Annotated in this window: 14 protein-coding genes and 1 other annotated feature; of the genes, 5 read left to right on the top strand and 9 right to left on the bottom strand. The window is 31.8% G+C overall.

Going from position 1 to position 12,402, the window contains the following annotated elements; translation table 11 throughout:
• Nucleotides 1-89: 89 nt before the first annotated feature.
• The 7 genes from ABH957_RS27345 to ABH957_RS27375 all read right to left on the bottom strand — a co-directional run bounded on the left by ABH957_RS27345 (nucleotide 90) and on the right by ABH957_RS27375 (nucleotide 5,039).
• Nucleotides 90-725, bottom strand: a complete 636-nt coding sequence (locus ABH957_RS27345; protein WP_404512623.1) for an ABC-2 transporter permease — start codon at nucleotides 723-725, stop codon at nucleotides 90-92.
• Nucleotides 709-1,578 carry an ABC transporter ATP-binding protein gene (locus ABH957_RS27350; protein WP_404512625.1) on the bottom strand — a complete coding sequence of 290 codons (870 nt, stop codon included), beginning with the start codon at nucleotides 1,576-1,578 and terminating at the stop codon, nucleotides 709-711. Before ABH957_RS27350 ends, ABH957_RS27345 begins: the two co-directional genes overlap by 17 nt.
• A gap of 2 nt (nucleotides 1,579-1,580) precedes the next feature.
• Nucleotides 1,581-1,955, bottom strand: a complete 375-nt coding sequence (locus ABH957_RS27355) for a GntR family transcriptional regulator (RefSeq protein ID WP_404512627.1) — start codon at nucleotides 1,953-1,955, stop codon at nucleotides 1,581-1,583.
• A 443-nt stretch (nucleotides 1,956-2,398) separates the two neighbouring features.
• Nucleotides 2,399-3,133: a Bax inhibitor-1/YccA family protein gene (locus tag ABH957_RS27360; protein ID WP_404512629.1), complete on the bottom strand. Its 735-nt coding sequence runs from the start codon at nucleotides 3,131-3,133 to the stop codon at nucleotides 2,399-2,401.
• Nucleotides 3,134-3,172: 39 nt separating this feature from the next.
• Nucleotides 3,173-3,967, bottom strand: coding sequence for an ABC transporter permease (locus tag ABH957_RS27365; RefSeq protein ID WP_404512631.1), 795 nt, complete (start codon nucleotides 3,965-3,967; stop codon nucleotides 3,173-3,175).
• Nucleotides 3,964-4,662, bottom strand: coding sequence for an ABC transporter ATP-binding protein (locus ABH957_RS27370; RefSeq protein ID WP_404512633.1), 699 nt, complete (start codon nucleotides 4,660-4,662; stop codon nucleotides 3,964-3,966). The genes ABH957_RS27365 and ABH957_RS27370 overlap by 4 nt, the downstream gene beginning before the upstream one ends.
• Complete coding sequence (locus ABH957_RS27375) at nucleotides 4,659-5,039, bottom strand: GntR family transcriptional regulator (protein ID WP_404512635.1); 381 nt, start codon at nucleotides 5,037-5,039, stop codon at nucleotides 4,659-4,661. Before ABH957_RS27375 ends, ABH957_RS27370 begins: the two co-directional genes overlap by 4 nt.
• A gap of 451 nt (nucleotides 5,040-5,490) precedes the next feature.
• Nucleotides 5,491-5,747: a binding site (T-box leader), on the top strand.
• 81 nt (nucleotides 5,748-5,828) lie between these two features.
• Between ABH957_RS27375 and ABH957_RS27380 the strand changes: the two genes are divergently transcribed.
• Entirely contained in the window at nucleotides 5,829-7,088 is a 1,260-nt protein-coding gene (locus ABH957_RS27380) for an MFS transporter (RefSeq protein WP_404512637.1), read from the top strand.
• A gap of 349 nt (nucleotides 7,089-7,437) precedes the next feature.
• On the opposite strand, the gene ABH957_RS27385 is transcribed toward ABH957_RS27380, so the two are convergent.
• Nucleotides 7,438-8,175 carry a DUF2812 domain-containing protein gene (locus ABH957_RS27385; RefSeq protein ID WP_078213559.1) on the bottom strand — a complete coding sequence of 246 codons (738 nt, stop codon included), beginning with the start codon at nucleotides 8,173-8,175 and terminating at the stop codon, nucleotides 7,438-7,440.
• A complete protein-coding gene (locus tag ABH957_RS27390; protein WP_046956610.1) occupies nucleotides 8,172-8,489 on the bottom strand; it encodes a PadR family transcriptional regulator in 318 nt (105 codons plus the stop codon). Before ABH957_RS27390 ends, ABH957_RS27385 begins: the two co-directional genes overlap by 4 nt.
• Nucleotides 8,490-8,945: 456 nt before the next feature.
• On the opposite strand from ABH957_RS27390, the gene ABH957_RS27395 reads away from it, so the two are divergent.
• From ABH957_RS27395 to ABH957_RS27410, 4 genes are all read left to right on the top strand, one after another.
• Complete coding sequence (locus tag ABH957_RS27395; RefSeq protein WP_197219333.1) at nucleotides 8,946-10,367, top strand: IS4 family transposase; 1,422 nt, start codon at nucleotides 8,946-8,948, stop codon at nucleotides 10,365-10,367.
• A gap of 439 nt (nucleotides 10,368-10,806) precedes the next feature.
• A complete protein-coding gene (locus ABH957_RS27400) occupies nucleotides 10,807-11,259 on the top strand; it encodes a LytTR family DNA-binding domain-containing protein (protein ID WP_002139694.1) in 453 nt (150 codons plus the stop codon).
• A 94-nt stretch (nucleotides 11,260-11,353) separates the two neighbouring features.
• A complete protein-coding gene (locus ABH957_RS27405; protein WP_404512639.1) occupies nucleotides 11,354-11,872 on the top strand; it encodes a hypothetical protein in 519 nt (172 codons plus the stop codon).
• A 23-nt stretch (nucleotides 11,873-11,895) separates the two neighbouring features.
• Nucleotides 11,896-12,285, top strand: coding sequence for a DUF3021 domain-containing protein (locus ABH957_RS27410; protein ID WP_078213562.1), 390 nt, complete (start codon nucleotides 11,896-11,898; stop codon nucleotides 12,283-12,285).
• The last annotated feature ends 117 nt before the right edge of the window (nucleotides 12,286-12,402 follow it).

Genomic DNA, 12,402 nt, shown 5'->3' on the forward strand with positions numbered 1-12,402 from the left:
ATAGCGATTGAGTAGCACCAAAGCGTTTAAGAATAAAACTGTACAACAGTTACTTGTTAAGTATTCTATATTTCAGTTAAAAAGAATTTTTAAAAATCAGTACGTTTATAAATTCTCACCGTTAAGAAGTAAGAACCGATAAATATAAGCATGGTAACGATTGAAGCAAGTGCAATTAGTTGATTAATAGTAAATTGTGTAGTAACACTATATACAAGGTCAGTAATATGCACATATGCCTCAAGTGGTCTCCATAAAACAACACATACAGGGAAAATAATGGTGACAGCAGCCATCAAATATTTATTGGTGAAACGATAGAAAAATGGTAAGTAAATAGACGTAAACAACATGACAGTAAGAACATTAACCACAATTGTCTGTGGAGTTTCAATTTCAACTCCATAAGTCGGGGATGCAACTTGAATTACTACTTGAATCAATAATGAGAATAGAACTACTAGAATTGTAAACAACACTGTACCGATATATTTTGACATAATAATTTTATTTCTACTATAAGGCAGGCTATTAATAAATTTGTGACTATTATTCTTTTCGTCGTAATAATGTAGATTTATCATATAAGAACTAGCCACCAAAACGACTATGAACCCAAAATTTCCAAACGTCCCTATAAAAAAGCATATACCAAGTACATAGAGTAAGATCATTAATTTTTGCAATCGACAATCCTTTAATATTAAATTATACATATTGAACATTCCCCTTTTTTGTATAGTACATAATATCTTCTAATGTCGCTTCTTCAATTAATACATCATTCCCTAATTGCGTACGTAAACGATTGGCGTTACTTGTGAGTGCTTCAAATCCCACGTTTGTTTCACGAATCCCGATTAATTGTTCTCTGATTTTCGGTGTAAGCAAGGATTTATCCCCTTTGACAATTGCATATACTTCAGAAATACTATGTATATCTTTTTCAAATACAATCTCTCCATTATGAATAAATACAATAAAATCAGCAATACGATCTAAATCGGTGGTAATATGTGTGGAGAAAAAGATTGTTTTATCCTGATCGACCATTAAATCATAAAGGATGTCTAAAAGTTCTCTTCGAAATACAGGATCGAGTCCAGATGTCGGTTCATCCATAAGTATAAATTCGGCATGGTGTGAAAGTGCAAACGCAAGGGAAGTCTTCATTTTCATCCCTGTAGACATCTCTTTCATTTTTATGTTAGTCGGTAACTCAAAGCGCTGTAAGTAGGATTGGAACTGATTTTCATCCCATTTTTTATACGCTGGAGCAATGAATTTTTTCAGTTGATGAATTGTCATATCTTCATAATAGATATTGTCATCGTATACGAATCCTATACGCTCTTTAATAGAAACTTGGTCCTTTTGATGATCTTTACCAAACACTGTGATTTCTCCACTATCCTTGTTAATAAGATCCATAATAAGTTTAATTGTCGTACTTTTTCCAGCACCATTTGCGCCAATAAATCCCGTTACAAATCCCTTTTTGATGTTGAACGATGCATTTTTTAAAGAAAATCCCTTATATGTTTTTGAAATATTTTTCACTTCTACAATGTTCTCCATTCTTATTCCTCCTCATAAATATGATTAATAATTTGTATTAACTCATCCCTTAATAAATGATTAGCCTTACTCTCTCGAACGATTGTACTGAACTTTTCACGTATTGGATTACTTGGTTCATCCGCTCGTTGTTTCTTTGTTTGTTTTGCAACAAACGAGCCTTTCCCTACTATAGAGTAGATGTAACCCGCTTTTTCAAGTTCTTCGTATGCTCTTTTTGAAGTAATAACACTTACCTTCAAGTCTCTTGCTAATGAACGCATAGAAGGTAACGAATCATCTACTTTCAATGTTTCGTTTGATATTTGTAATATAATCTGATCAATGATTTGTTGATAAATAGGCGACTTAGACTTATTAGATAGTAAGATTTTCATGATTCAACTCCTTGCCTCTTAAATGCTTATGAACACATTATACACAATGTGCACAATATATACAATATATACATTTAGGGCGGTGTTAATTTTTCATATAGGATACCGCCATATTGATATAAAGACGTTATCCTTTCTTAAGATTTCTCAGAAAGAATAAAGACTTTTTCATTTTAGGGGGGGATTTTTGTCTTGTTAGCTTGATAGCGATGGGGTAGCACCAACAAAACGCGAATTTCGTACGCTAAGGGTTAATCGTTTTTTTACAGTTAAATTGTCTGTAGTAATCGAAGAAAGGTTACAGAGAGGGAGCTGAAAGCTTATAAGCATTGGTTGGAATTTTTGTACAGTAACATCGTACATTTGTTACTACCTATATAAATTTAATTGAAAATACGAGATACAAAAAACATCCTGCATGTTTGAACCATGCAGGATGTTTTCTAGTCTTTGTTTTTCATAATGTAAGAAATCAAACGAAGGATCTCTAAGTATAACCATACTAATGTCATCATAAGCCCTACTGCGCTGTACCACTCCATATACTTAGGTGCTCCACTCTGAGTACCATTTTCTATGGAATCAAAATTGAGTAATAAATCTAATGCAGCAACAATAATTACAATTGAACTTATGATGATACTAATTGTCCCACCTTGGTGAATATATGGAACAGTCACCCCTAAGATGCCCAGTAAGAAAACGATAAAATACATAATAAAAATCCCAAGTGTTGCAACCGTTACAACCGCACGAAACTTTTTAGTTACTTTTACTATTCGAGTTGCGTATAACACTAGCATGGCAAATAAAATCGAAATTGTTAGTAATACGGCAGTTAAAGCGATAGAATCACCAAATCGCATTGTATAATACGCTGAAATACTTCCTAATAAAATTCCTTGTAATACTGCGTAAATCGGTGCGCAGATTGGTGATATACGAGGAATGAATATAACTACAAATGCGACAATTAGAGTAACTATTATAATTCCAATTAACACAGGTATTTTCATTGTCCCTTGTGTCATCTGTACGTACGAATAGACAGACGCTGCAAGAAGTAAGATAAGCAAAATGAATGTTTTTGCTATCGTTCCGCCAATAGTCATCGTAGAAGCATTTGTATTCTCTTTATGAAATTTTTCTTTTTTTAATATTGGATTAGTTGTTCTCATTTTTTCCTCCTAAATACACTCTACCTTTGAAGCAGATCTTTATATTTCTAATTTTTTATCAATGATACGACCTGTAATAGCTGTTAGGACAATTATGAATAAGCAAGTGAAACAAATATCTAAAATAGTGAACCCTTCACTCGGATACAGTGATGCGTCGATAAAACCATTGTTATCTATGAATCCCGTACTCTTTATGGTGATTACATATTTCTCTAATTTACTTAAAACGTCCAGTATGAATGTTTGGATTATTAAGAATAAAGCAAGGAAAATAACTGATAAAACCATCTTACTCATTGATGACTTTATAGGAATCAGCTTTGTAATTACCATGGTGAAATAGCAGGAGATTAATATACTCATGAAATCGATTCCCCATAATAAAACAGAAAGTATGTGATGAAGAAATCCATATGCATATAACTTATGAAATTCTTGTTGGTATCCCCCGACCACTTTTCCTCCGTAGGTATTTTGGGAGAAATAGTATAGAAAAATTAAGCCTATTACTAGTAAAAGAATAAACATTAACGTGAAAAAGAATAAATTTGCATATATATTTTTTTTTCCTGAGATGGCTGTATAACGTATCATAGTATTTTTTAGCATTTTATTGAAAGAAGGCAAAGCTATTAAAAGCAGCAAAAATGCAGTGATACCTATAATTAATACATATATACCTAATGTTATATCCTTTGTAAGCTGATTTGTTAGCTTTGATAGTCCCTTCATATTAAATAAAAGAAGTAATGAAATAGTCATAAATCCAAAATAAAGGATGGCTATCTTTTTTCTATTACAATTAAATAAATAGCGAAAAAGCGGATTCATTTCTCAAAAACCTCCTTAAATAACTCATGTACTGCTTTTCCATGGTGAAAACGAATTTCTTCCACATTTTCATGCAATACAATACTCCCGTCTTTTAAAAAGATTACCTCATCAAATATATTTTCAATTTCCTCTATTAAATGAGTCGAAATAAGAATGGTACTATCTTCACGATAAAAGTTAAGAATTAAATCTAATACATGCTTTCTAGAAACAAGATCAATTCCACCTAATGGCTCGTCTAATACATATACCTTTGCTTTCCTTGAAAAGGTTAATATTAGCTGTAATATCCCTGTTTTCCCTTTTGATAAGCTGCTTATATTCTCCTCTAGTGGGATTTTAAAGTTAGCTATTAATTCTATTGCTTGTTGTAGATTAAAATCAGCATACATATCTCGATAGAACAACAAAGCATCTTTTACGGTCATCCATTTTTCAAAAACAGGACTATCGGGCATAAATGAAACGATTTTTTTCGTTTCTAATCCCACCTTTTTATCTTTAATTGTAATACTTCCTTTAGAAGGAAAACGTAAACCCGAAATCATTTTTAATAATGTCGTTTTCCCGCTACCATTTTCACCAACAAGACCGATAATTTTTCCTTCTGAGATTGTTAGGCTTACATCTTGAATCACTGTTTTTAAATCATATCTTTTCGACAGATTTTCAACTTTCAATAATTCTTTCATTCATTTCCCTCCTTTTTCTTTTCCAAAGAAGAACGGAATATTGAGAGAACCTCTTCTTCCATAAATCCTAAGTTATTCATTCCATTTATAAAATTATCAAGCAACTCTTTTGCCATTTCTTTGCGTAGCTCTGTAATTTTTTCTTCATTCATTGTTACAAATCTTCCTGTTCCTCTTCGTGTCTCAGCAATACCTTCCCGTTCTAGCTCTTGAAACGTACGTTGAATTGTATTTGGATTAACTTGTAATTCACCCGCTAATTCACGTACAGCAGGAATTTTTTCACCTGGCGCCAAACGTCCTGTTACAATTTCTTTTTTGATGTATTCCATTACCTGAACATAAATAGGGGTATTAGGAGAAAACTCAGTTTTCATTTCTTTCCTCCTCTGTATTAGTGTACTAGACAAATAGTACACTAATGTAAATTATATGTAAATAGTTATTTTGAAAACCATAACAAATAGAAGGTGATATATTTAGTGAACTCATCTAAACACCCAAGTGTCAAAAATGACCGTTTAAGGAACTCTATTTAGTTCTAACAAAACCGAAAGAAATACGGTCAAAAACCAGTTTTTAACTTAGAAATTCCTTACCGTACGAAATTCGCGTTTAGCTGGCGAGACCCCATCGCTATCAAGCTAATATTTTATAGTACCCCCAAAACGAAAAAAACGACTTTGTATTAAAGTTGCAAATAATTTTTGCTCTGCAGTATTTTTCTTTTTTTAGTTGTTAGATGCGAATCATATGTCTTAATAGTTTTTTTATTATAAAAAAATTCAGATATTTACATAGATACCCATAGGTGATATTATATAAAAAATAAATGTGATGAAGAGAAGAGTAAATAAAGTGAATTCTATACAGAGAACCCTGGTAGCTGAAAAAGGGTTAGAATTTCTTTATTGAAGCAAGCCTCAGAGCAGCACGTCGGAACCTTTTAGGAGGGGGTGATGTGACGGGAGCTCCCGTTATAGAGCTAAGGTATAAGCATTTTTAAATGCCGTACCTGATAAGGTTAATATGGCGACATATTAATAAACTAGGGTGGCACCGCGATGATAAATCTCGTCCCTAAGACTTCAAGTCTTGGGGGTGGGATTTTTTTATTTTGTTTTAAGTGTTGCATTCTATCTGATTATATTTTAGGAGGAATTCAATTGATTTTAAAAAAAACATTGGAAACTTGGCGGTATCCATCTATCTTATTGTTTAGTATTGGTGCTTCAAGTGTTGGAAGTTGGGTTTACTTTATTGCTCTAAACCTAATCGTTCTTAACATAACAGAATCGGCAATTGCTGTCTCTGGTTTATATATTATTAGGGCTTTATCAACTTTGTTTACTAATATTTGGTCAGGAAGTCTTGTAGATCGTTCAAATAAAAAATATCTCATGATAGCACTAGGTATCTTTCAGACTGTGCTAATTGCATTATTACCTTTCTTCTCTTCTTTAGGGCTTATATATGCTATGGTCTTTCTTATTACAATAGCGAGCTCTATGTACCACTCAACATCGGTAACTTATATTACAAAGTTAATACCAATAGGACAAAGAAAACGTTTCAACTCTTTACGTAGCCTACTTGATTCCGGAGCATTTTTGACTGGACCAGCAATAGCGGGAATGATGTTTACAATTGGTACACCTAATATGGCTATTTATATCAATGCTGGAGCTTTATTTTTATCTGCATTAATTACAGTAGGAATGCCTAATGTTGAATCCTCTGCACAGTTAGAAAAAACATCAGATACAACAAAATTATCTCTTAGGTTATTAATAGATGATTGGAAGCTTGTTATTGGATTTAGCCGTAAGTTTCTATATGTCATGATAATATATCTTTTATTTAGTGCGATGGTAGTCATGATGACAGCTACAGATTCGTTGGAAGCTGCTTTTGCAACTAGGATACTTTCTTTATCTGAAGGTGAATATGGAATTTTAGTCAGCATCGCTGGAGCAGGAGTATTGGTAGGTTCTTTATCTAATGCAATAATTAATGAAAAAATACCTATCTCATGGCTTATGGGTATGGGTTCCTTAATAACTGCAGTAGGTTATATGATTTTTACAGCTTCTAATACCTTTTTTATAGCATCTGTAGGGGTTTTTGTTTTATCATTTGCTACTGCCTTTTCTAATACCGGTTTTTACACATTTTATCAAAACAATATACCTGTTGATGTGATGGGCAGAGTTGTCAGTATTTACGGGTTTATTGAGGCTTTTTTAATTATTACAGTTACTGTAATCTTTGGTGTTTTTTCAGAGCTTATATCTATACGATTTGTTGTAGTTTCAGGAGCATTTTTAATGTTTTTGATATCTATCATACTATTTATTTGCAGTGTTCAACCATCAAAAGCAAAATTCTATTCTAATTCAACTGAGCTTAAAGATTCGTTTCAATAAATTCCTTGTTTAATAAATAAAATTAAATAATAGTGATGAAATAAAAAGGATCCTTACTGAAAGATTCTTTTTATTACCGATAACGAAGGTCATGTAAACATAGTTAAATAACAGAATCAATTATTAAACGGCTATATAAAGTACTGCTATAAATGTAGCTTTAGAATAAAGATTGATTAAAAAATCCCCTTCAACCTTTATTTATCAGCAAATGCAAAAACTCCATTTTGAAAAAAGATTGATCAAAATGGAGTTAATCTTTCTAACTGAGTATTAGATTTTATAAAAAAGTTTGATCAATTAAATGAGCCTTATTCAACTAAAGCCTCTGTTAGCTCAATAACAATGCCTAAACTTTATTATTCGATTCCTTAAGCTTTCTCTCCCCCATTTTATGATAAAGAGACATGATAGCCCAAATAGCAGTTGGAAGTGCTATTGCTCCAATGATCATAGACGCAAGAATGTTAATTGCACTGCCATCGACATACAACAATATAAAAACAGCTATTAAGAAGATAAGAACTGATATAGTTTTCAAAAGATTAACTAATCTGTTTTTTTCTTTTACCTTCCATTTGTTATTGTATGTTGCGATTACAGTCATAGCTGTTGGAATGGCAATGACTGTGAAAATAACTGCTATTGTAAATAGTATTGATTGTAATGTACCCGAGCTTATTATTGCCACAACCCATGCGAGTACTGTTATTAAAACGAACGGAATGGCAAAATAATTCATAGAACGGGCTGAATTTTCATACTTTTCAACGGATGTGTCACGGTCACTATAAATTGGTTTTGTATTAGGTTGTGCTCGAAATAAATGAATATCTCCTTCTGAGGCAATATGCGACCATCCAGAAGATGAAAAAAAGTCAAAGTATTCGTCTTCTTCATCCTCTTTTAATGAACGATAATCTACACTGTAGATATAATCTGAGCTTTCCCCTTTTTTTAGCGTATATCCCATAAACTTAAAATCACTGACATGCCATCCCTTCAAAGAAAATCGGCGTAATTTTTCCATATCCTTATCCTCAGAAAAAGCTAACCCACCTGACATAATATACTTTGTTTGTCTCATTCTTCACCCTCCTTCAATCCAGTTTCTGCTAATTTAATCATCAGTTTTCTTATCTTCACATCTTCTTCTAATACTTCTCTGCCCTTGTCAGTAAGCAGATATGTTTTACGCCTTGAATCCGACCCATCATACAAATAAATCCACTCTTGTTTTAATAACTTTTTTATAATCGTGTACATTGAAGCAGGTCCTATAGTAATTGCACCATTTGTTGTTTCTTCAATTAAGCTCATAATTGCGTAACCATGCCTTGGTTTAATTAAAGCAGCCATAATATAAAACATTGAATCCGTTAATTGCTCCGTTTTCTTCAATCCATCACCTTCTATATCCTTTTAAGATATATCATAATGTGATATATCTATCTAAGAACAATATATCATGATGTGATATATGTGTCTAGAGTTATATCATAATTTGATATTTGTCCTTTATAATCAAAAAAGAACCCTTACAATGGGCTCTTCGTTAAATTTTCAAATACATGATGTTCTTTTCCATTATCCTTCTATAACTAAACTGCTTCGTTAGTTTAAGTACAGTTTTTTACAAGATAAACATCAATTTTAACATAAATGTCCAATAAAAAAATCATCTCAAAGAATAACTCAAGAGATAATTTTTATCAAACTTTATTTCAAATTATCAATCTTTATTTTAAACGATCAATCTTTTTTACAAAGTTACAATAAAGCTAAAGTTTTGCACTATCCATAAAACTAAAAAGACGTTATCCTTTCTGTAGAATCATAGGAAAGGATGGCGTTTTTATGTCTGTTTCTGTGTCTGAAGAATTACAACTATTTGCTCAAGAGATTCAAAGCTTTTTATCTCCAAATACCTTACGGGATCTTGCTAGAGATACTGGTTTCGTACAACGAACCAGTAAATACCAAGCAAATGATTTAGTCGCTTTATGTATATGGATGAGTCAAAATGTCGCTACAACCTCTTTAGCTCAGTTATCTAGCTGTTTAGAAGCATCAACAGAAGTACTCATCAGTCTGAATCAACGGTTTAATAAGGCGGCCGTCCTACTTTTACAACACCTACTAGCCGAACTACTAAGTAAAAAATTGGCCGCATCTATCCCGATTTCTTCTCCATACACTTCTGTTTTCAAGCGTATTCGTATTTTAGATTCAACTGCATTTCAACTCCCGGATGTATTTTCATCGGTTTATCCAGGTGCAGGAGGATGCAGCCATACAGCTGGGATGAAAATTCAACTTGAGTATGATTTGTTAGGTGGACAGTTCCTACATATTCATACAGGTCCAGGTAAACAACATGATCGAACCTACGGTTCTTTGTGTGTCCCAACTGTGAAAGCGAATGACTTGTGTATCCGAGATTTAGGTTACTTTCATCTTAAAGATCTTCAACATATACACGATAAAAAAGCCTACTATATCTCTCGTATTAAATCCAATACACGTATTTATCAAAAAAATCCCAATCCAGGTTACTTTCAAGACGGAAGAATAAAGAAAGGTACGCAATACATTCAATTAGATGTGGAGAAATTGATGAATTCCATGCAGCCAGGACAAACCTATGAAATAACAGATGCTTATGTAGGGATGAGTGACAAAGTACAGACTCGTGTTATTGTTCATCGACTTACAGAAGAACAACAAAAGAAACGTCTACAAGATCAAGCTGTTCGAGAGAAAAAGAAAGGAGTGACGTATTCTCCTCGCAGCAAACGGCTCAGTGGTATAAATGTGTATATGACAAACACCCCTACAGATATTGTACCGATGGGACAGGTACATGACTGGTATTCTTTGCGTTGGCAAATCGAAATTTTATTTAAAACATGGAAGTCATTCTTTCAAATTCATCATTGTAAAAAAATAAAACCAGAACGATTGGAGTGCCATTTATATGGTCAATTGATTGCCATTCTACTCTGTTCTTCTATCATGTTTCAAATGCGCCAATTGCTCCTGATGAAGAAAAAAAGAGAGCTTAGTGAGTATAAAGCCATTTATATGATTAAAGACTATTTTCTTCTTCTATTCCAAACTATGCAAAAAGACACCCAAGAGCTATCAAAGGTATTACTTCGCCTATTCAATCTCCTACAGCAAAACGGGCGGAAATCTCATCGATATGAGAAAAAAACGGTCTTTGATATATTAGGTGTCGTTTACAATTGTACCATGTCTGATAATCAAGCGGCTTAATTCAAAAAAGTGAAACCCGTTAGGGTTTATTTCGTATGCGAATTTTTAAATAATCTACACTTGTCCTTTAGAAAAAAGAAACAATCTCGCCTATAATTGACGTTTCATAAGCTTAGCTTGATAGCGATGTGGCGAGACCCCATACCCATCAACCTAAACTTCTGAAGTATCCCCAAAATGAAAATTTCATCCTTTCATAGTTGTCCATAGGAGCTCAGCTCGATTTTTCATTTTAGAGAAGAATACATTTCTTAAATTGATAGCAATATGGCAGGTTGTGTTTTAAAAATAATGTTACGATGTTTATAAAAAAGATGCGATGAAATATGTTGATAGATTTTTTAATACTATTCATATAAAATACTATTTTGACTTTGATTAAACTTTGTTTCAAACTAACATTAAAATCTATTTTAAAGAAAGGGAAATAGGGTAGCAAATGAAAGCAAACATTAAAATTATTGAAAACCTTAAAGAAGAATCTTGTACCTTTTACATTCACAAAGTAACATCTTTTATTCTAGATATGGTATCAACACTAGAGAATAGTTCTGATAACTATTTAATAGTAAATTCTACTCACAAAAGTGAACAAGAAAAAATTTCTTGTTCAACTATTATTTATTTGGAATATCTTGAAAGGAAAATATTTGTTTATACAAAAGAAAATATATTCGAGATAAAAAGTCCTTTATATAAATTACAACATGAACTTCCAGATAACTTCATTAGAATTTCAAAAACCATAATTATCAATATTCATTTTTTAAATAAATTCTCCGTTAAAGCAAACGGAAATTTAGAAGCACTACTTTCAAACGGAGAAAAAGTAATTGTGTCAAGAAAATATGTTTCTTCATTAAAAAACCAGCTGAAAAAACATTCCAAATAACCACTTATGTATTGATTTTTACCACTTATGTTTAAAAGTATTTCTTTATATCTCCTTTGATGTAAATATTAATAAAAACAAAGGAGGATATACAATGTATACTATGATTAAAGAAGTATTTATAAGAACTCCATTATGGGTATGGGTATTATTATTCATTTTAATAAAAAGAGGTATTGCTATTTCTCAAGAAAGACCAATTAATTTATCTAAAATGTTCCTTGTTCCCATGATTTTTATGATATGGGGTTTGGATAAAATTATCACTAAATTTTCTTACTTAGGATATTGTTTAATAAGCTATACGATTTTCATTTTTCCAGGCATTTTAATTGGATATTTGTTATATGCAAAATATCAAATTTTTTTCAAGCTAGAGACGGTTACTTTCAGGAAGAAATGTTATCTTCCATTAATAATTATCTTGTTTAATTTCTTTGTAAAATATCTCTTAAATGTAACTTTAGGAGTTTCTTCATCATTTTATAATAATATTTCGTTTAATATAATTTATTCTGCCATAAGCGGACTATCTGTAGGTTTATTTTTTGGAGGAATCTTCTACACATTTTATATACAATCAAAATTAAATAATTTTATCTTAAAATCATAAAAAATACGAAGGGAAAGACTTTATTGAAATTAAAAAATCGACTGTATACAGGTTTAGGAACTGGTTCATTTATATATATGATAGTTTTACTATCCAGAAACAATAATATACCTATTACACAGGCTGAGATTATAAGTGTTCTTATAATCTCAGCTTGCGCAGGCATTTTCACATTCATTTTTGATATTGAAAGAATCAGCTATTTGTTCGCCTTAGTAATCCATTTTCTCATGATGATTATAGTTGTCTTTCTTATATCTACATATAACCATTGGATAGAAATATTCCCAACTGCTGATTTTCTTGAAAGTATAGTTTTGATATATGCATTTTCTTGGTTAATATCATTTTTAAACACAAAAAAAGATGCTAAAGAATTAAATATGTTACTAAAAAATAAGAAGAACATTTAAAGTGTCCTTCTATAGGGGGCTGCTGCATCGATATTAAGTTAGCAAAACAAAATTTCCCTAAAATTTAAAAATACGCTATTCTTTCTGTAGAATCATAGGAAAGGATGGCGTTTTTGA

It is taken from the genome of Bacillus sp. RC242 (assembly GCF_044908245.1).
Taxonomy (GTDB): domain Bacteria; phylum Bacillota; class Bacilli; order Bacillales; family Bacillaceae_G; genus Bacillus_A; species Bacillus_A mycoides.

Excerpts from the sequence above, each read along its gene's own strand:
- ABH957_RS27350 (WP_404512625.1), bottom strand. The coding sequence starts at position 1,578 with ATGGAGAACATTGTAGAAGTGAAAAATATTTCAAAAACATATAAGGGA.
- ABH957_RS27385 (WP_078213559.1), bottom strand. The coding sequence starts at position 8,175 with ATGAGACAAACAAAGTATATTATGTCAGGTGGGTTAGCTTTTTCTGAG.
- ABH957_RS27365 (WP_404512631.1), bottom strand. The coding sequence starts at position 3,967 with ATGAATCCGCTTTTTCGCTATTTATTTAATTGTAATAGAAAAAAGATA.
- ABH957_RS27355 (WP_404512627.1), bottom strand. The coding sequence starts at position 1,955 with ATGAAAATCTTACTATCTAATAAGTCTAAGTCGCCTATTTATCAACAA.
- ABH957_RS27375 (WP_404512635.1), bottom strand. The coding sequence starts at position 5,039 with ATGAAAACTGAGTTTTCTCCTAATACCCCTATTTATGTTCAGGTAATG.
- ABH957_RS27345 (WP_404512623.1), bottom strand. The coding sequence starts at position 725 with ATGTTCAATATGTATAATTTAATATTAAAGGATTGTCGATTGCAAAAA.
- ABH957_RS27405 (WP_404512639.1), top strand. The coding sequence starts at position 11,354 with ATGTATACTATGATTAAAGAAGTATTTATAAGAACTCCATTATGGGTA.
- ABH957_RS27395 (WP_197219333.1), top strand. The coding sequence starts at position 8,946 with ATGTCTGTTTCTGTGTCTGAAGAATTACAACTATTTGCTCAAGAGATT.
- ABH957_RS27360 (WP_404512629.1), bottom strand. The coding sequence starts at position 3,133 with ATGAGAACAACTAATCCAATATTAAAAAAAGAAAAATTTCATAAAGAG.
- ABH957_RS27370 (WP_404512633.1), bottom strand. The coding sequence starts at position 4,662 with ATGAAAGAATTATTGAAAGTTGAAAATCTGTCGAAAAGATATGATTTA.
- ABH957_RS27400 (WP_002139694.1), top strand. The coding sequence starts at position 10,807 with ATGAAAGCAAACATTAAAATTATTGAAAACCTTAAAGAAGAATCTTGT.